This is a genomic window from Bradyrhizobium sp. WSM4872, assembly GCF_055811715.1.
Map to the genome: position 1 here is coordinate 58185 of NZ_JBVVPT010000013.1, position 17468 is coordinate 75652.

Consider the following 17468-nt stretch of genomic DNA (forward strand, 5'->3'; position numbering starts at 1 on the left):
TTCTCGGTGCGCGTGGCCAACTTCTCGTCATCACGAGCATTTGGGGTAATGGGTCCTGGCTTTCGCCAGGACGACGTAACGGGAGCCCTCATGACGTCAGCCAAATCCATCTCGCGCTCGGCGCCGCGGTCGGGGCCGGCCACCACCATCGCATCGTCGCTGCTGACTGTGCAGACGCCGGGGCGCGGCTTCAGCGACCTCACCGCCGAGGCGGCGCGGTTCATCGCCGACGTTCATGCGCGGGACGGCGTGCTCACGCTGTTCATCCGTCACACCTCGGCGTCTCTGACAATCCAGGAGAATGCCGATCCATCGGTGCTGGTCGATCTCACTACGGTGCTGACGCGGCTCGCGCCCGACGATGAAGATGCGGGCTGGACGCACGACACCGAAGGGCCGGACGACATGCCGGCGCATATCAAAACCATGCTGACGGGGACATCGCTCCAGGTGCCGGTGCTGAACGGCAGGCTCGCGCTTGGCACCTGGCAGGCGATCTATCTGATCGAGCATCGCGCCCGTCCGCACCGGCGCGAGGTGGTGCTGCAATTCCTCGGCAGCAATCAGTAGAGCGTTTTCGAGCGAAGTGGATCCCGGTTCGCGTCAAGAAAACGCGTCAATATAAAGAATCCGGAGTTCAAAACAAAACCGGCCGCGGAGACCGCGGCCGGTTGGCGTTGATCTGGATCTGCGTCGATCAGGTCGTCTTGATATCGACGTCCTTGGTCTCCGGCAGGAAGAACAAGCCGATCACGACGGTAATCGACGCGAAGATGACCGGATACCAGAGGCCCGCATAGATATCGCCCGTCGAGGCCACGATGGCGAAGGCGGTCGCCGGCAGCAGGCCGCCGAACCAGCCGTTACCGATGTGGTAGGGCAGCGACATCGAGGTGTAGCGGATGCGGGTCGGGAACAGTTCGACCAGCATCGCGGCGATCGGGCCGTAGACCATGGTGACGAAGATCACCAGGACGAACAGCAGTCCGACGACCGCCGCCACCTGCGGACGGAAGATGTCGAACGGATGCGCCATCTTCACGATGCCCGCATCACCGGCCTTCGGATATCCGGCTGCCTGCACGGCGGCGAGGACCGCCGGATTGCCGTCCTTGGCGTTGGCGTAGGCGACTTCCTTGCCGTTGACCATCACCTTCACGCCGGATCCGGCCGCACCTGGCGTGGTCCCGTACTTGACCGACGACTGCGACAGGTAGGCACGTGCGGTGTCGCAAGGCGAGGTGAAGACGCGGGTGCCGACCGGGTTGAACAGGTCGCCGCAACCTGCGGGATCCGCCACCACGTCGACCTTGACCGACTCGATCGCCTTTTCCAGCGCCGGGTTGGCGTTGGTGGTGATCATCTTGAAGATCGGGAAGAAGGTCAGCGCCGCGATCAGACAGCCGCCGAGGATGATCGGCTTGCGGCCGATCTTGTCGGAGAGCATGCCGAACACGATGAAGAAGCCGGTCCCGAGCAGGAGCGACCAGGCGATCAGCAGGTTGGCGGTGTAGCCGTCGACCTTGAGGATCGATTGCAGGAAGAACAGCGCGTAGAACTGGCCGGTGTACCAGACCACGCCCTGGCCCATCACGCCGCCAAGCAACGCCAGCAGCACGAGCTTGCCGTTCTGCCAATTGCCGAAGGCTTCCGTCAGCGGGGCCTTCGAGCTCTTCCCCTCGTCCTTCATCTTCTGGAAGATCGGGGATTCGTTGAGGCGAAGCCGGATCCAGACCGAGACGCCAAGCAGCAGCACCGAGACCAGGAATGGAATGCGCCAGCCCCAGGCTGCGAAGTCGGGTTCGCCGAGCGCGGAGCGCGTGAACAGGATCACCAGCAGCGACAGGAACAGTCCGAGAGTCGCCGTGGTCTGGATGAAGGAGGTGTAGTAGCCGCGCTTGCCGTTCGGAGCATGCTCCGCGACGTAGGTCGCCGCACCGCCATATTCACCGCCGAGCGCGAGGCCCTGGGCGAGACGCAGCGCGATCAGGATGATCGGGGCCGCGATGCCGATGGTCGCCGCATTGGGCAGCAGGCCGACGATGAAGGTCGACAGACCCATGATCAGGATGGTGACGAGGAAGGTGTATTTGCGGCCGACGATGTCGCCGACACGGCCGAACACGATCGCGCCGAACGGGCGCACCAGGAAGCCCGCCGCGAAGGCCAGCAGCGCGAAGATGTCGCGGGTTGCCGGCGGATAGGCCGAGAAGAACTGCGCGCCGATGATGCCGGCCAGCGAACCGTAGAGATAGAAATCGTACCACTCGAAGACGGTACCGAGCGAGGAGGCGAGAATGACGAACCGTTCGTCCTTCGTCATCCCTCCCGCGCCTGCTTGAGACACAGCCATTGTCGACATGTTGAGTCGCTCCCCGAAAAATCGTTTCCTCGCGCCCTGGATGTCCGGTCATGCCGGATCAACCCAAGCCTTGCCCCCAAGGTAACATTGGCGTGAAACCCGCCCCAATACGACTTTCGGCCTTTCGCACTGACGCGCACCTGACGCCGCGGGCGTTCCATCCGGCAACATAGTGCCGACCTGTGGATTAACCCCGTTGCCGCAAAGGGATAATGTCCACTTGCATGCCACGGCTGGTCGGGAAAGAATTGACCAGGGCCCCGCGCCGGCTTACTGGCCCGGTGCGATTGCCAGCAAGAGAACGATGAACGCTCCCTCGACCCATCTCGTCATTGCCGATGACCATCCATTGTTCCGCGACGCGCTGCGGCAGGCGGTGGCAGGCGTCCTGAGCTCGGCCAGGATCGATGAGGCTGGATCGTTCGAGGATCTGACCAAGCTTTTGGAACAGACCTCCGACGTCGACCTGATCCTGCTCGACCTCTCGATGCCCGGGATTTCCGGCTTTTCCGGCCTGATCTATCTGCGCGCGCAATATCCGGCCATTCCGGTGGTGATCGTCTCGGCTTCCGACGACAGCGCCACGATCCGCCGCTCGCTGGATTTCGGCGCCTCCGGCTTCATCCCGAAGCGCTTCGGCGTCGAGACCCTGCGCGACGCCATCCTCAAGGTGATGGAGGGCGACGTCTGGGTTCCCGCCGACACTGATCTGTCGGCGGTCGCCGACCCCGACATGACGCGCCTGCGCGACCGGCTGGTGACGCTGACGCCGCAGCAGGTCCGGGTTCTGATGATGCTGTCGGAGGGATTGCTCAACAAGCAGATCGCCTATGAGCTCGGCGTCTCCGAGGCCACCATCAAGGCGCATGTCTCAGCCATCCTGCAAAAGCTCGGCGTCGAAAGCCGGACCCAGGCCGTGATCGCCGCCGCGAAAATCGCCGGCGGCCAATGGAAGCAGGGCACCCCGACGGGGTGAGGCTGTAGCGAGCGGACGGCCCGTGGTCGTAGCCCGGATGGCTTGTCCGCCGCTGCTCTAAGAGCGAGGGCGGAAGCGTAGCGCAATCCGGGGCCGCTCGCCCCGCATCGGCACCTTCCCGGATTACGCTTCGCTCCATCCGGGCTACCGGACCTCCTCTGTGTCGCCTCTGTCAATCCGCTCACGCGAATATATTCCGCTTTACCGAAATTCGGAATTGGCGTATGTGTTGTTCATCCCGGCTCATTCTTGAGGGGCGATCTTGTGGTCGTCACGTTCGCGAGCCGGGCTTGCGGTGGACGCGGCAGCGTTCGGGTGCGAGAGGCGTGGGCAGGGCGGATTGCTCTCCGTGAGCCCAAGGCTTCGTTCCGACGAGCGGCGCTGTCAGGCTTCGTCTCGTCTGTAAGTTTCCGGCTCCGTCGACAGGGCTGGAAAAACTGCGGCGAAATGGCGGGCCGTGCGTACGGCAAAACCGTGTGGTCCTGGCCGTCGTTGCTACGGTCAAGCCCCGGCGAATGCGGCATCTGCGTCAACCGGCGCGGTGTCGGTGAATTTCGTTGGGACGAGGGAGGCCAGCAGGAACTCGGCTCCCGGGAGATCACGGCATAAGCCGTCCAACCATCGCGCAGGGAAGGCCGAGTGATTGGCTACACCTGTATGCTGCTGTGCGGTTTCCTTGCGCTACATTTTCGCGCAGCGGACCGCGGGTGCCAGCCGGCACCCGGCCTTCCCTGCGCCCTCTTGGTCAAGAAGGCGGAGTGACGAAGCAAAGCTCGGGCGAAACGCGCCGCGAGAAGGCGAGCGCATGTGCGTCGCCTCGCGCTCGGTGTCATCGTCCGCGCAGGCGGACGATCCAGTATTCCAGAGACGCCTGTGGTGGAATCGAGACGCCGCGGCGTACTGGATTCCCGCTTTTGCCGGGAATGACAGCGCTGGTTGGAGAACCAGTTTGCCGCCCCAGCAATCGGGCCGCAGATGCTGGAACCGGAACCTCACAACTTCTCACAACTCCAAACGGGTGTCTCGCGGTCGCCGCTGCTAGTCAGTGCACGACCGATCAACGAGGGAGCAGCATCATGAAACAGATCATCGATCAGCACCGGCGCCAGTTTTTCGGCGTCGCCGCGGGAACTGTCGCCGCCGGCCTCGGCGTGATCGGCCTCGCCCGCGCCGAATCGGAAGCGCCGCGCTCGGCCGCAACGAATGCGTCGTTCGGCGCGATCAAGCAGATCGATGCCGGCGTCCTCAACGTCGGTTACGCGGAGGCCGGTCCTGCGAACGGTCCGGTCGCGATCCTGCTGCACGGCTGGCCCTACGACATTCATGCCTTCGTCGACGTCGCGCCGATCCTGGCGAAGGCCGGCTATCGCGTCATTATCCCTTATTTGCGTGGCTACGGCTCGACCCACTTCCTCTCCGAGGAGACACCGCGAAACGGCGAGCCGGCAGCAATGGCTGCCGACATCATCGCGCTGATGGACAAGCTCGAGATCAAAAAGGCGGTGGTCGCCGGTTTCGATTGGGGCGCGCGCACCGCCGACATCATCGCCGCGCTGTGGCCGGAGCGGTGCCGCGCGCTGGTGTCGGTCAGCGGCTATCTGATCTCCAGCCAGGCCGCGGGCAACGCGCCGCTGCCGCCGTCGGCCGAGCTGCTATGGTGGTACCAGTTTTATTTCGCGACCGAGCGCGGCCGCGCCGGATACGAGAAATACACGCATGATTTCGCCAAGCTGATCTGGAAGCTGGCCTCGCCGCAGTGGAAGTTCGACGACGCCACCTTCGACCGGAGCGCGGCGGCGCTGGACAACAAGGATCACGTCGCGATCACGATCCACAATTACCGCTGGCGGCTCGGGCTCGCCCAGGGCGAAGCCAAATACGAGGAGCTCGAAAAGAAACTTGCGACAGCTCCGGTGATCAGCGTCCCAACCATCACGATGGAAGGCGACGCCAACGGCGCGCCGCATCCCGATCCAAACGCCTATGCCAAGAAGTTCTCGGGCCGCTACGACTATCGCCTGATTACCGGCGGCATCGGCCACAATCTGCCGCAGGAAGCACCGCAAGCCTTTGCCAAGGCCGTCATCGACGCCGACGGCGGTGCCTGACCCGCTACTCTGCCGCCACCATCTGCTGCGTGCGCCACTGGCCGAGCAGGGCGCGCAGCGAGGCCGGCTTGACCGGCTTGTTGAGCACCGCGACCTTTTCATCGCGCGCGGCCATTTGCACGGCGGGGCTGCGGTCGGCGGTGATCAGGATCGCGGGGATGCCGTCACCGAAGCGGCGGCGGATGTCGCGGATCGCGGCGATGCCGTTGCCGCGGTCGAGATGATAATCGACGAGCAGGCCGGTCACGCGGCGGCCGGCGGCTTCGATCGCGGCGATCGCGCCCTCGGGATCGGCGACCGCGATCACTTCGGCGTCCCACGCCTTCAGCAGCGTGCGCATGCCGTCGAGGATCGCGGCGTCGTTCTCGATGCAGACGATCAGGGTCCCCGAGATCGAGGTGCGTGCGAGCGGCGTTGCGCTGGTCACGGCCGCGGTGTGGGTGATCGCCTTCGCCGTCGGCGCCGTCACGGAAAACACAGAGCCGCCGCCGACATTGGAATCGATGGCGATGTCGTGCTTGAGCACGCGCGCCAACCGCTCGACGATCGACAGGCCAAGGCCGAGGCCGCGGGCGATCCGAGCGCCCTGCTCGAGGCGGTGGAATTCCTTGAAGATCTCGCCGCGCTTGACCGTCGGGATGCCGACGCCGGTGTCGTAGACGCAGATCTTGAGCGAGGCGCCATGGCGGCGGCAGCCGACCAGCACGCGCCCCCGCGGGGTATATTTGATCGCGTTGGAGATCAGGTTCTGGAGCAGCCGCCGCAGCAGGAGACGATCCGACTCGACGGGCAGCGAGCATGGCACGAAGACGAGCGCCAGATTCTTGGCGCGTGCGATCGGCGCGAATTCGATCTCCAGCGAGCGCATCAGATCGGCCATCTTGAAGCTCGAGATGGAGGTCGTCATCGCGCCGGCGTCGAGCCTGGAGATGTCGAGCAGCGCGCCGAGGATCTCCTCGATCGCCTGGAGCGATTCGTCGATGTTCTCGACCAGCCGCGTCTCCTCGCCGCTGTGCTGACGCTCGACCAGGCTCGTGACATAGAGCCGCGCCGCGTTCAGCGGCTGGAGAATGTCGTGGCTGGCGGCGGCGAGAAAGCGCGTCTTGGAGATGCTGGCGTCTTCGGCCGCGCTCTTGGCCAGCGCCAGCTCGGAATTCAGCCGGGTCAGCTCCTCGGTGCGGTCGCGCACCCGCTTCTCCAGCGTCGCATTGGCGCGCTCCAGCGCTTCGGCCGCCTCGAACGTGGGCGTGACGTCGGTGAAGGTGATGACGAAGCCGCCGCCGGGCATGCGGTTGGTCAAGATCTCGATCACCATGTGACGATCGGGCAGGCGCTCGAGATAGGGCTCGCCGTCGGTGGTGTAGGCCACCAGCCGGCGCTCCAGCATGGCCTCGCGCTCGATCGGATCGGCCGGCTCGCTCACGCCCATGAATTCCAGGATTTCACGCAACGGCGTGCCGAACTGGATGAAATGCGGGGGAACGTTGAGGAGATCGCCGAACTGCCGGTTGGAGCAGATCAGTTGCAGATCGGCATCGAACACCGCGATGCCCTGGCGCACATGGTTGAGCGCAGTCTGGAGGATCTCGCGGTTGAAATGAAGCGCCGCATGGGAATCGTCGAGCAGCTTGAGCGCAGCCTTCGCCGACACCGTCCGTTTGCGCAGCAGCAGCGACATCACCAGACGCGAGGAGGCCGCACCGATCGAGGACGCGATCAGGTGCTCGGCATGCTGCAGCAGCTCGAAATCGGCGGGCGCCCCGGACTCCAGCCGCACATTGCGCCGCGCGGAGAATGCCTCGAACGAATGCCGTGCGCGGTCAGGCCCGAGATATTGCGCCACCGTGGTCTGGATGTCCTGCACCGTGACGGTGGTGCGCCAACGGCGGAAGTTCGGGGAGATCGGCGCGAGCGTGTTGGGGACGAACAGATCGGCCTGCACCAGCTCGATCGACGACGGCCGGCGCGCCAGCGACAGCAGCACATAAGTGAGGATATTGAGCGACAGCGACCAGACCACCCCGTGCATCAGCGGCGGCAAATCGGCGCCGAACAACGCCTGCGGCCGCAGCGCCTCGATTCCGAACGGGCCGTGCTGGAGCAGCAGGATGCCGGCCGTCGAAGTATCCATGAAGCTCGGGATGAACAGCGTGTAGAGCCACACCGCGAAGCCGACCAGCATGCCGCCGATCGCGCCGCGCGCGGTCGCGCGCCGCCACAGCAGTCCGCCGAAGAAGCTCGGTGCAAGCTGGGCGATGGCGGCAAAAGACAGCAGACCGATCGCCACAAGCTGGGTGTTGCCGAGCGCGCGGTAGTAGAAATAGGCCATCACCATGATGGCGAAGATCGCGAGCCGGCGCGAACGCAGCAGGAAGTCGCTGAAATCGGCGCCGCCGGTGCGCCCCTCGGGCCGTCGTTGCAGCACCAGGGGCACCACGAGATCGTTCGAGACCATGATGGAGAGCGCGACGCATTCGACGATCACCATCGCGGTCGCCGCCGACAGGCCGCCGACGAAGACGGCGACGCTGAGCAGATCCGCGCCGCCCTCCATCGGCAGCGCCAGCACGTACATATCGGGATCGGCGGCGCCGAACGGGAAGCTGACGAGGCCGGCGAGCGCGATCGGGATCACGAACAGATTGATGGCGACGAGATAGAGCGGGAACAGCCAGCGCGCGCGGCCGACCTCGGCGTCCGAGGAATTCTCGACCACGCTGACGTGGAACTGGCGCGGCAGCAGCATGATCGCGCACAGGGACAGCAGCGTCATGGTCAGGAAGTTGCCGATCGACGGCGAATAGTTGATGACGCGCACCGCCTCCGGCGTCTTCATCGCGCGCTCGATCAGCTCGTGCGGCGAGAACATCCAGAAGGTGACGAAGATGCCCGCGGCGAGGAAGGCGACGAGCTTGATGATGGATTCGGTTGCGACCGCCAGCATCAGGCCGTGCTGGTGCTCGGTGGCGTCGGTCTGCCGCGTGCCGAACAGCACGGCAAAGGCCGCCATCGCCAGCGTCACCATCAGCGCCACGTCGCCGAAGATCGGGATGTGGGAGAAGGCCTGGTCTTCGCTCAGGATGGTTTCGAGCGAGGAGGCGACCGCCTTGAGCTGGAGTGCGATGTAGGGCACCGAGCCGATGATGGCGATCAGCGCGACGGTTGCCGCCACCGCCTGGCTCTTGCCGTAGCGCGCTCCGATGAAGTCGGCGATCGAGGTGATGTTGTGGGCCTTCGCGAGCTGGATCACGCGGCGGAGGACGCCGGCCCCTAACCCGATCATCAGGATCGGGCCGACATAGATCGCGAGGAAGTCGGTGGAGGTGCGGGTGGCGAAGCCGACCGAGCCGAAGAAGGTCCAGGAGGTGCAGTAGATCGCCAGCGACAGCGGATAGATCAGCCCCGAGGCGCGGCCGCGCCCGGCCGGCCTGCGGCGGTCGCCATGGCTCGCCACCAGGAACAGAAAGCCGATATAGCCGAAGGCGGCGGCGATCACGCCCCAATCGTGCAGCATGGCGAGCGTGCTTCTCCCGGGGGCGCGCTGGCCGCGCCCGATCTCATTTTCGCTGTAAATCTAGCGCGTTGGACGGGTGGAGGCGACAGCGAAATGCCGTGTGGGTGCGGGAACCGGGGTTGTCGTTAAGCGGTGGGGCGAGCTGCCCGCTCACCCTCGCCCCGCTTGCGGGGAGAGGGTGGGGTGAGGGGACTCTCCCCGGTGACGGTGATAGTTGGATTCGCGGAGACTCCCCCTCACCCGGAATCCGCGCTTCGCGCGCATTCCGGCCTCTCCCCGCAAGCGGGGAGAGGCGAGGGAAACGCCTACTCCGCCGCCAGCGACTTCTCGCGAAGCGGCAGGCCCAGGCGGTCCCACACCTGCAGCAGGGCTTCGGCGAGTTGATCGATCAGGCCGTCGTCGTGATAGGGCGAGGGCGTGATGCGCAGGCGTTCGGAGCCCTTGGCAACCGTCGGATAGTTGATCGGCTGGATGTAGATGCCATGCTGTTCGAGCAAGAGGTCGGAAGCCTGCTTGCACTTCTCCGCGTCGCCGATGAACAACGGGACGATGTGGGTGTCGCTCGACATCACCGGCAGGCCGGCGGCGTTGAGGATCGCCTTGACCCGGGCGGCGCGATCCTGGTGACGCTCGCGCTCCCAGCTTGATGTCTTCAGATGCTTGATCGCGGCGGTCGCGGCCGAGCAGATCGCCGGCGGTAGCGCGGTGGTGAAGATGAAGCCCGGCGCATAGGAGCGCACGGCGTCGATGATCTGACCGTTGGCGGCGATGTAGCCGCCGAGGCAGCCGAACGCTTTGGCGAGCGTGCCTTCGAGAATGTCGATGCGATGCATCACGCCGTCGCGCTCGGCGATGCCGCCGCCGCGCGGGCCGTACATGCCGACGGCGTGGACCTCGTCGACATAGGTCATCGCGCCGTACTTCTCGGCGAGGTCGCAGATCTTGGCGAGCGGGGCGATGTCGCCGTCCATCGAATAAAGGCTCTCGCAGGCGATCAGCTTGGGCCGGCTCGGGCCCGCAGCCTTCAACAGCGCTTCGAGGTCGGCGAGGTCGTTGTGGCGGAACACGACCCGCTCGCATCCGGACTGGCGGATGCCCTCGATCATCGAATTGTGGTTGAGCTCGTCGGACAGGATCAGGCAGTTCGGAATGAGCTTTGCGATGGTCGCGATGCCGGTCTGGTTCGAGACGTAGCCGGACGTGAAGAGCAGCGAGGCTTCCTTGCCGTGGAGATCGGCGAGTTCGGCCTCGAGCTGCACAAGCGGATGATGCGTGCCGGCGATGTTGCGGGTGCCGCCGGCGCCGGTGCCGACGCGGGTCGCGGTCTCGACCATCGCGCCCACCACCTTCGGGTGCTGGCCCATGCCGAGATAGTCGTTGGAGCACCAGATCACGACGTCGCGCTTGCCCTTGGGCGAGTGCCAGAGCGCATGCGGGAACCGGCCGGCGATGCGCTCGAGATCGGCGAACACGCGGTAGCGCCGCTCGGAGTGGAGACGATCAAGGGCGGAATTGAAGAACTGGGCGTAATCCATCGTCAAACCTGCAGCGGAACCGACCAAAGACCCGCATATCCTTAGAGCTTTTCCAGCTCCAATGTCTATGCGCTATCCCACATTTGGACCTGCGGGGCATTTGGGCAAAATGCCCTATCATGCGATTTGAAACTTGATCCGGATCAAGTTCACGCGAGATGCAATGTTGCTCTGCACCATCCGGTGAATTGAGCGCAGCCCTCAGGTCGTCCTGAACTGCAACACGCCGTCTTTCATCTCAGCCGTCAGCCGGCCTTCCACGATCATGTAGTTGACGTGGGCGACCAGTTCGCCGGCGGCGAAACCCATCTGGTGTTCGTCCAGCACGTGCTTGTTGAACACCACGGGCACCAACGCGCGCGAGGTCTGCGGCACCTCGCGGCAGGCTTCCGCGATCAGGCGGCAGCGCTCCTCGTGGTGATCGGCGAGCTGCTTGATGCGGGTCTTCAGTCCGTAGAACGGCACGCCGTGGCCGGGCAGCACCAGCACGTCATAGGGCAGCGTGGTGGTGAGGCTGGCGAGCGAGGCCAGATATTCGCCGAGCGAGTTCTGGTCGGGTTCGACCGCCCACACGCTGACATTCGGCGAGATCTTGCTCAGCACCTGGTCGGCCGAGAGGAACAGCTTGTCGTCGGCGCAATACAGCATCACCTGGTCGAGCGCGTGTCCGCCGCCGGTGATCACCTTGAAGCGGCGCGTGCCGATCACGACGTCCTCGCCATGCGAGATGCGCCGGTAGGACGGCGGCAACACCGAGACGCGCTTGAGATAGTCCTGGCCGCGGCCGAGCAGTTTTTCGGTGAGCGAATCGTCCATGCCGTGGCGGCGGAAGAACAGCCGCTGCGCCTCCTTCCGCTCCTCGGTGCCGCGGTTCTGGTGATAGACCGATTGCAGATATTCGACCTGCGACATCACCAGCGGGCAGTTGAACCGCTCGACGATCCACCCGGCCAGACCGACATGATCGGGATGGGAATGGGTTACGATCAGGCGCGTGATGTTGACGCCCTTCAACGGCCCGTCGAACAGCTTCGTCCAGGCTTCGATGGTCTCCTCATTGCCGAAGCCGGCGTCGATCATGGCGTAGCCGTCGCCGTCGGCGAGCAGGTAGATGTTCACATGGTTGAGGCGGAACGGCAGCTTCAACCGCGCCCACAACACGCCCGGCTTCACCTCGACGACCTCTTCGGGGCCGGGATGCTGTTCCCAGGGATAGCGCAGGGCGTCGGCGGAGGACTGCACGGTGTCGGTCTTTGCATTCATGCTACCGGCTTAAACCCGCTCGTCACGGCGCGCCAGCCGAAAAAGGACGCTGGCGCGGCCCGCATAGCGGTCATTCCGGGCTACGGAACGACCCCTTACGCCGCCCGCATGTTGTTGAGGAACGCGTCGATCTCTCCGCGCAGCATGTCGGCCTCGCGGCGGAGCGCGTCGGAGGCGCCGAGCACTTCGTTCGCCGCCGCGCCGGCTTCCGCCGAAGCCGTGGAGACGCCGACGATGTTGCTGGAGACCTCGCTGGTGCCGCCGGCGGCATGCTGGATGTTGCGGGCGATCTCGCGTGTCGCCGCGCCCTGTTCCTCGACCGCGGCGGCGATCGTCGTGGTGACGTCGTTGATCTCGCCGATGATCCGGCCGATGCCCTGGATGGCGCCGACCGCCGAAGTCGTCACCGACTGCATGCTGGCGATCTGGCTGCGGATCTCCTCCGTCGCTTTCGCGGTCTGGCTTGCGAGGCTCTTCACCTCGGAGGCGACCACCGCGAAGCCACGGCCGGCTTCGCCCGCGCGCGCCGCCTCGATGGTGGCGTTGAGCGCCAGCAGATTGGTCTGCGAGGCGATGGTCTGGATCAGATCGACCACCACGCTGATGCGGCTCGCGCTGTCGGCGAGGCTCTGTACCGTGGCATCGGTCGCGCCGGCTTCGTCGACCGCCTTCCTGGCGATCGCGGCCGAGGTGACGACCTGCTTGCTGATCTCCTCGATCGAGGACGAGAGCTGCTCGGTGCCTGACGATACGGTCTGCACGTTGACCGAGGTCTCTTCGGCTGCGGATGCAACCGCGTTCACCAGCGCATTGGACTGATCTGCCGTGTTCGACATGCTCTGCGCGGTCGATTGCATCGAATTGGCTGATTGCGCGAGATTGTCGAGTGCGGAGCGGACCGTGCTCTCGAAGTCTGCAATCTTCGCCTCCATCTGCGCCGCACGCTCGGCCTTGGCGACGCGATCCCTGTCCTGCTCGCTCGCAAGCGCCCGGGCTTCGATCATGCTGTCGCGGAACACCGTCAGCGTTTCCTTCATCGCGCCGATCTCGTCGTTCTGCCGGGAGCGGACGATCTCGGTATCGAGGTCGCCGGCAGAGAGCAACTGCATGGCGCGTTGAAGCTCGCGAATGCGGCGCAGGATGTTGCGGCCGACATAGAGCCAGACGAACAGCGCCGAGCCGACCAGCGTCAATGCGCCGAGTGCCAGCATCGCGGTGGTCGCAAGCGAAATCTCCTGCCGCGCCTGGAAGGTCGACGCGTTGGTCTCCTTCTGCACGCCTTCGACGAGCTGCTGCACGCTGATGCCGAGGCCGACATTGAGCTTGCGGGTCTCGTCCAGAATGGTCTGGCCGTAGTCGATGGCGTCGAGCTCCTTCTGGCGGATCTTGAAAACGCCAGACTTGCCTTCGCCGAAGGCGAACAGCTTTTGCACGGTGTCGCGCACCGCTTGCATCGAGGCCATGTTCGGAAGGTCCTCGAGGTTCGACTTGACGCGGTCGCGAGTCGCCTTGAACTCCTTCTCGATCGCCTCCAGCGTATCGCTGTTGTTGGCCGACAGCGCCGCCATCATGTCGGCGGCCATCAAATTGCCGTTGGCGGAGATGGTCGCGACCTGGGAGACGGTGCGGGCAGCTTCGGTGGCATCGTCGGCGGAAACTTCCGCCGCGCCGAGGATCGCGTTCAGGCGCGTCTGCGCGTCCAGCATGGCAGGACCGGCCGCACCGACGAAGGTGAGCTGCGCCTTGCGGAGCGCTTCATATTGCTTGTCATGCAACGCGCCGGTATCGAGCCGCTCGCGCGCTGCCGACACCAGACTCTGGGTCGCCTCGTCGATGCTCTTGGCGGTGTCGCGCAACGCGGTTGCGACCTGCTTGTCGGCGCCGAGCTCGATGATCTCGCCGAGCTTGGCCATGGCGAGCTGCTGGATCTCCTGCACCTTCTTGGTGCGTTCGTTCAGCGCCTCGTCGGACGGCGACGCCAGGAGGCCCGGCCCCTGCGCCGCGAGCGTTGCGCTTTGCGATGCGAGTTGAAGGCTGGCGGAAAGGCGCGGGATGTCGCGGCCGCTCAGGTCCATCATGGTGCTGCCGAGATGGTTGAAGACGAAGCCGGCGCCGGCTGCAATCACGAGGCCCATGCCCGCGATCACCGCGAAGGCCGTGAACAGGCTGCCGCGCACGCCCCATGTCGGCATTTTGAAACGAGGCCGGATACGACCAAGCAAACGGCCAAGGCCCAGACGGATTGCCATCAAAATTCCCCCACGCGTGATCTTTATGTTTTCGCCGCGGAGTATCCTTGGGACGGGTTAAAAAATCGCAAGTTGCTCAATCGGTTGCGTGCGTTCCGCACAGCGAAAAAAGAAGGGCCGGCAACGATGCCGGCCCTTCATCATGATAAGGTCTTGGTAACCGTTTAGTAGCGCGCGACCGCCGAGTTGGCCCAGTTGAAGCGGTAGTTGACGCCCGCCTTGATGGTGTGGTCGTCGGTGGTGAAGTTGCCGGTGCCCGCCAGCGGACCACCGGTGAAGTGCGCGTCGCCGAAATTGTAGTACTGGTACTCGGCCTTGGCCGACCAGTTCGGGGCGAACATGTATTCGAGGCCGGCGCCGACGGTGTAGCCGTTGCGGTGGTCGCCCGTGATGACGAAGGCAGCCGGCACGCCGCCGACAGTGACCTTTTCGTTGTTGTCCGAATAAGCGTAGCCGCCCTTCACATAGAGCAGGCCCGGACCCCAGGTGTAGCCGACGCGGCCGGTGATCGAGCCGAGACCGCGCTGGTCGTTGGTGTAGGCGACGCCACCCGGGAACACCGCGCCGACGCTGCCGGAGAGCCAGGAATACTGGCCTTCGACGCCGACGACGAAGTTCGGGTTGAACTGCCAGTCCGCACCGGCCTGCAAGCCGCCGAGGAAACGGCCGTTGCCGTTATTGCCGGTGGAGAGGCCGCTGAAATTGTTGTCGCTGGAGAACGCGCCGCCGACATGGCCGCCGATATAGAAGCCGGTCCAGTTGTAGATCGGCGCGGCATAAGCGGGCGCGGGCGCCTTATAGTAATTGCGGTTACCGAGATCGGCACCGACCGCCGGTGCGGCAGCGCCCACCACGAGCAGCGCAACGGTCGCAAACAGAAACTTCTTCATCGTCCAAACTCCAACACTTAGGTCCCCGGCAGGCGCGCTTTCCGCGCCGTCGTTGGTTTTGCAGATAGCTCGCTTTTGACGAAAATGCTGTCACATCCGTGGCACAGCGGCAGCCAACCTAACGTATTGGGCTGTAAATGATTTTCGTGCTTAATGTCGACTTAAGAAGCGGTGAAGAAAGGCTTAACTCAGCGTTGTCCCGGTAACTTGCGCGCGCATCTCATTAACCAAGACGGCGCCGCGCCTCATCGCGCATCTGTTCGCGGAATGCAGCGCGCTTTGCGGGCCGGTCTTCCTCGCGCACGTCATGGCGATCGAAGACGTCGAACTTCTCCAGGATCGGATAGCGCTCGCTCGCCATCGCGAGCACGCGCAGCACCTTGGTCGCCGACGGTGTCGGGCCGCTCACTTCCCAGCGCCGAATGGTGTCGGCGCCGCCCTTCTCCGGCAATCCGCAAAGCCGGGCCATGTCGGCCGCGGTGAGCTTGCGTTCGAGGACGTCTGAGAGATCGTTGCGGAGTTGCTTCAGTTCGGGACCGGTCATGTCGCCTCAATACGCGCAGTCGATGAGGTGAATGCACTAGCGCTGATTCGGGTCCATCCGAAGGCGAGCCGCGCGTCAGAGGCGGGGCGTGCTAGTCTCGCGCCCGCCGGGCTCAGCAAAGGAAAGGATAGCCGCATGCCCGTGTTCAAGCTGCCTCTGTCGGGGGACGTCGTGCAGTCCATCAATCCGATCACGTCGTTCTTCAGCCCGACCGGCGGCCAGTTCGGTCTCGTGAACATCACGGTGGGCCAATCCTCGGCGCCCGATGTCGAGAAGGACCTGCTGTCGGATGTCGGCAGTTACGGCAAGCAGATCGGCCAGGTCGCGGATGCGCTGCTCGTGGTCATTGAGCATCTGGAAGCGCTCGGTGACAGCGCACTCGGCGACGACAAGGCAATCACGGCTTTCAAGGAGTTGATGCACTCGGTCGCGACCGTCAAGGAGCGCCACAACCGCAAGGCGTGTCGTCCGCGGCGGCGCTGATCAAGCCGTGCAACCGCTCCCCGGCACCTTCGCCCGCGCACGGAGTTATGAACGGGACCGCTATGGAATTCTTCCGAACAATGAACACTTGGCGCAAAGGGTCCACGGCGACCAAAGGATCAGCCATGACAAGCCTCAAATTCGCAATTGCCGCACTTATCACGGTTGGCCTAACTACGGCCCCCTCCGTTGTCGAGGCGAAGAAGCACAGATCCGCCAGACACTACAGCTCCGGTCCCGCGGCCCCGAACTATGGCAGCGCTGGAGGGGCGATGGCCGCGCCGTCGAGGGCTTACGGTAGCTCAGGACAGTCGGTCGGGACGGTCACGGCGCCGTCGATCGGCACGTATAATTGGCCGTCGGTCGGCGTGACCAACGCAGTCCCGACCTGGAGTAACACAAACCCGCCCGTCCGGTAGGCGCGCCTGTTCGGCGAGCCAATCCCGGTCTCCGCCTGCCGGTCGCAATGCCAGAGAAGATGGAGCGCGACCAGTAATGATCATGGCGGTGGACCAGGCATTTCGGATCGTTCAGGGACAGCGCAGCTCGATCCTAAATTCCCCGGCCGGCCTGTTGGCCGATCACGCAACGCCATCCGGCGAGACGCTCGGCCGGATGCTGGTTCATCCATTCGGCGAGCTGTGGCGCACCCATCAGGCACGATTGCATCGAGACGTCGGCGAAGTCGGATGTGGTGACGGTCTGCTCGTGACAGTTCGCTGGAGAGGCGAGGTTGCAGAGCACGGCGATGATCTTGATCACGCGAGGTTGCCTCCGTCGCCGCGACGCGCGGAGGCTCCGCTCGACGATTCGCTTGCCGGATCAGCCGGCGGGAAAATGCTGTCGTAGATCGCGCGCGCTTCCTGGATGAGGCGAATGCGCTCGCGCTCGGATTTCGAGACAAACTCAATAACCTGGCCCATGTCGGCTCCAATAGATCCTCGATCCATCATCACATGATGGAAATCATTTCATCCGGATGTGGGGTGCCGGCTCCGGCTTTGCAGCCGTGCGGGCGGTCACGAGGGATAAAAAGCCCGTGAGTATTCCGTTCCTGAGGTGGAGCAGGATACCTTCAACGATGCGCCCGATCTCACGGCGCATCTGTTCGGTGGGGACCGCTTCGCTTCATCGTGATGAAGAGTTGAGCCCCGCGGGATGATGGCACGGCGGCACATTTTGTCGCGCGTGGAGTTGTAAGGTCACTCAGTGCACGGGTTGCCTCGACGAACGGCATCGCGATTGAGAGACCGCGCCCGAAAGGATCAGCCATGACAAGAACGAAACGCTCCATTGCTGCACTTATTGCTCTCGGATTGTCTGCAACGCCACTCGCTGCAAACGCACAAACGTCGGGGACGGGGACACCAAACAGCACGAGCGGACGCTCCGGAGCACCGGTACAGCAAGGGACCATTGGAAGTTCCGGGCAGACCGTCGGAACCGTGACAGCGCCGTCGATCGGAACGTCCAACCAGCCCTCCGTCGGCGTAACAAACTCAGTCCCCACCTGGAACAACACGAACCCCAGAACCAAGTAGAAG

The 17468-nt window shown here is 64.4% G+C and carries 15 protein-coding genes; 6 read left to right on the forward strand and 9 right to left on the reverse strand.

Annotated features, from left to right (window positions below; genetic code table 11):
• Positions 1–90 precede the first annotated feature (90 nt).
• On the forward strand, positions 91–570 hold the full coding sequence (locus tag AC0L3C_RS19160) for a secondary thiamine-phosphate synthase enzyme YjbQ (protein ID WP_473261041.1): 480 nt from the start codon (positions 91–93) through the stop codon (positions 568–570).
• A gap of 127 nt (positions 571–697) precedes the next feature.
• Here AC0L3C_RS19160 and AC0L3C_RS19165 read toward each other — a convergent pair whose 3' ends face one another.
• The gene (locus AC0L3C_RS19165; RefSeq protein WP_473261039.1) at positions 698–2323 is read right to left on the reverse strand and encodes an MFS transporter; all 1626 of its coding nucleotides are present in this window, start codon (positions 2321–2323) and stop codon (positions 698–700) included.
• Positions 2324–2666: 343 nt separating this feature from the next.
• On the opposite strand from AC0L3C_RS19165, the gene AC0L3C_RS19170 reads away from it, so the two are divergent.
• Both AC0L3C_RS19170 and AC0L3C_RS19175 read left to right on the forward strand, forming a co-directional pair.
• Complete coding sequence (locus AC0L3C_RS19170) at positions 2667–3338, forward strand: response regulator (protein WP_473261036.1); 672 nt, start codon at positions 2667–2669, stop codon at positions 3336–3338.
• A gap of 1076 nt (positions 3339–4414) precedes the next feature.
• Complete coding sequence (locus tag AC0L3C_RS19175; protein ID WP_473408697.1) at positions 4415–5446, forward strand: alpha/beta fold hydrolase; 1032 nt, start codon at positions 4415–4417, stop codon at positions 5444–5446.
• Positions 5447–5450: 4 nt separating this feature from the next.
• Here the strand turns inward: AC0L3C_RS19175 and AC0L3C_RS19180 are convergent, their stop codons facing one another.
• The 6 genes from AC0L3C_RS19180 to AC0L3C_RS19205 all read right to left on the reverse strand — a co-directional run bounded on the left by AC0L3C_RS19180 (position 5451) and on the right by AC0L3C_RS19205 (position 15441).
• Entirely contained in the window at positions 5451–8960 is a 3510-nt protein-coding gene (locus AC0L3C_RS19180) for a PAS domain-containing hybrid sensor histidine kinase/response regulator (RefSeq protein ID WP_473284251.1), read from the reverse strand.
• A gap of 305 nt (positions 8961–9265) precedes the next feature.
• Positions 9266–10495 (reverse strand): 5-aminolevulinate synthase, encoded by a 1230-nt coding sequence (gene hemA / locus AC0L3C_RS19185; RefSeq protein ID WP_007599472.1) that lies wholly within the window; start codon positions 10493–10495, stop codon positions 9266–9268.
• Positions 10496–10696: 201 nt separating this feature from the next.
• A complete protein-coding gene (locus AC0L3C_RS19190; RefSeq protein ID WP_473261028.1) occupies positions 10697–11758 on the reverse strand; it encodes an MBL fold metallo-hydrolase in 1062 nt (353 codons plus the stop codon).
• A 95-nt stretch (positions 11759–11853) separates the two neighbouring features.
• Entirely contained in the window at positions 11854–14007 is a 2154-nt protein-coding gene (locus AC0L3C_RS19195) for a methyl-accepting chemotaxis protein (RefSeq protein ID WP_473261026.1), read from the reverse strand.
• 164 nt (positions 14008–14171) lie between these two features.
• Positions 14172–14897, reverse strand: coding sequence for an outer membrane protein (locus AC0L3C_RS19200; RefSeq protein WP_473261024.1), 726 nt, complete (start codon positions 14895–14897; stop codon positions 14172–14174).
• A 223-nt stretch (positions 14898–15120) separates the two neighbouring features.
• Positions 15121–15441 (reverse strand): hypothetical protein, encoded by a 321-nt coding sequence (locus AC0L3C_RS19205; protein ID WP_007599476.1) that lies wholly within the window; start codon positions 15439–15441, stop codon positions 15121–15123.
• Between the two features lie 135 nt (positions 15442–15576).
• Between AC0L3C_RS19205 and AC0L3C_RS19210 the strand changes: the two genes are divergently transcribed.
• Complete coding sequence (locus AC0L3C_RS19210; protein WP_473261022.1) at positions 15577–15924, forward strand: hypothetical protein; 348 nt, start codon at positions 15577–15579, stop codon at positions 15922–15924.
• Between the two features lie 125 nt (positions 15925–16049).
• Positions 16050–16343: a hypothetical protein gene (locus AC0L3C_RS19215; RefSeq protein WP_473408698.1), complete on the forward strand. Its 294-nt coding sequence runs from the start codon at positions 16050–16052 to the stop codon at positions 16341–16343.
• A gap of 133 nt (positions 16344–16476) precedes the next feature.
• Here AC0L3C_RS19215 and AC0L3C_RS19220 read toward each other — a convergent pair whose 3' ends face one another.
• Together AC0L3C_RS19220 and AC0L3C_RS19225 are read right to left on the reverse strand one after the other, a co-directional pair.
• Positions 16477–16686, reverse strand: a complete 210-nt coding sequence (locus AC0L3C_RS19220) for a hypothetical protein (RefSeq protein ID WP_007605116.1) — start codon at positions 16684–16686, stop codon at positions 16477–16479.
• Entirely contained in the window at positions 16683–16847 is a 165-nt protein-coding gene (locus tag AC0L3C_RS19225) for a hypothetical protein (RefSeq protein ID WP_473261015.1), read from the reverse strand. Before AC0L3C_RS19225 ends, AC0L3C_RS19220 begins: the two co-directional genes overlap by 4 nt.
• A gap of 348 nt (positions 16848–17195) precedes the next feature.
• Between AC0L3C_RS19225 and AC0L3C_RS19230 the strand changes: the two genes are divergently transcribed.
• Complete coding sequence (locus AC0L3C_RS19230) at positions 17196–17465, forward strand: hypothetical protein (RefSeq protein WP_473261013.1); 270 nt, start codon at positions 17196–17198, stop codon at positions 17463–17465.
• Positions 17466–17468 lie beyond the last annotated feature (3 nt).

Coding starts and splice junctions, on each gene's coding strand:
- AC0L3C_RS19190 (WP_473261028.1), bottom strand. CDS start 11,758: ATGAATGCAAAGACCGACACCGTGCAGTCCTCCGCCGACGCCCTGCGC.
- AC0L3C_RS19205 (WP_007599476.1), bottom strand. CDS start 15,441: ATGACCGGTCCCGAACTGAAGCAACTCCGCAACGATCTCTCAGACGTC.
- AC0L3C_RS19165 (WP_473261039.1), bottom strand. CDS start 2,323: ATGACGAAGGACGAACGGTTCGTCATTCTCGCCTCCTCGCTCGGTACC.
- AC0L3C_RS19175 (WP_473408697.1), top strand. CDS start 4,415: ATGAAACAGATCATCGATCAGCACCGGCGCCAGTTTTTCGGCGTCGCC.
- hemA (WP_007599472.1), bottom strand. CDS start 10,495: ATGGATTACGCCCAGTTCTTCAATTCCGCCCTTGATCGTCTCCACTCC.
- AC0L3C_RS19195 (WP_473261026.1), bottom strand. CDS start 14,007: ATGGCAATCCGTCTGGGCCTTGGCCGTTTGCTTGGTCGTATCCGGCCT.
- AC0L3C_RS19210 (WP_473261022.1), top strand. CDS start 15,577: ATGCCCGTGTTCAAGCTGCCTCTGTCGGGGGACGTCGTGCAGTCCATC.
- AC0L3C_RS19225 (WP_473261015.1), bottom strand. CDS start 16,847: ATGGGCCAGGTTATTGAGTTTGTCTCGAAATCCGAGCGCGAGCGCATT.
- AC0L3C_RS19180 (WP_473284251.1), bottom strand. CDS start 8,960: ATGCTGCACGATTGGGGCGTGATCGCCGCCGCCTTCGGCTATATCGGC.
- AC0L3C_RS19200 (WP_473261024.1), bottom strand. CDS start 14,897: ATGAAGAAGTTTCTGTTTGCGACCGTTGCGCTGCTCGTGGTGGGCGCT.
- AC0L3C_RS19215 (WP_473408698.1), top strand. CDS start 16,050: ATGACAAGCCTCAAATTCGCAATTGCCGCACTTATCACGGTTGGCCTA.
- AC0L3C_RS19170 (WP_473261036.1), top strand. CDS start 2,667: ATGAACGCTCCCTCGACCCATCTCGTCATTGCCGATGACCATCCATTG.
- AC0L3C_RS19230 (WP_473261013.1), top strand. CDS start 17,196: ATGACAAGAACGAAACGCTCCATTGCTGCACTTATTGCTCTCGGATTG.
- AC0L3C_RS19160 (WP_473261041.1), top strand. CDS start 91: ATGACGTCAGCCAAATCCATCTCGCGCTCGGCGCCGCGGTCGGGGCCG.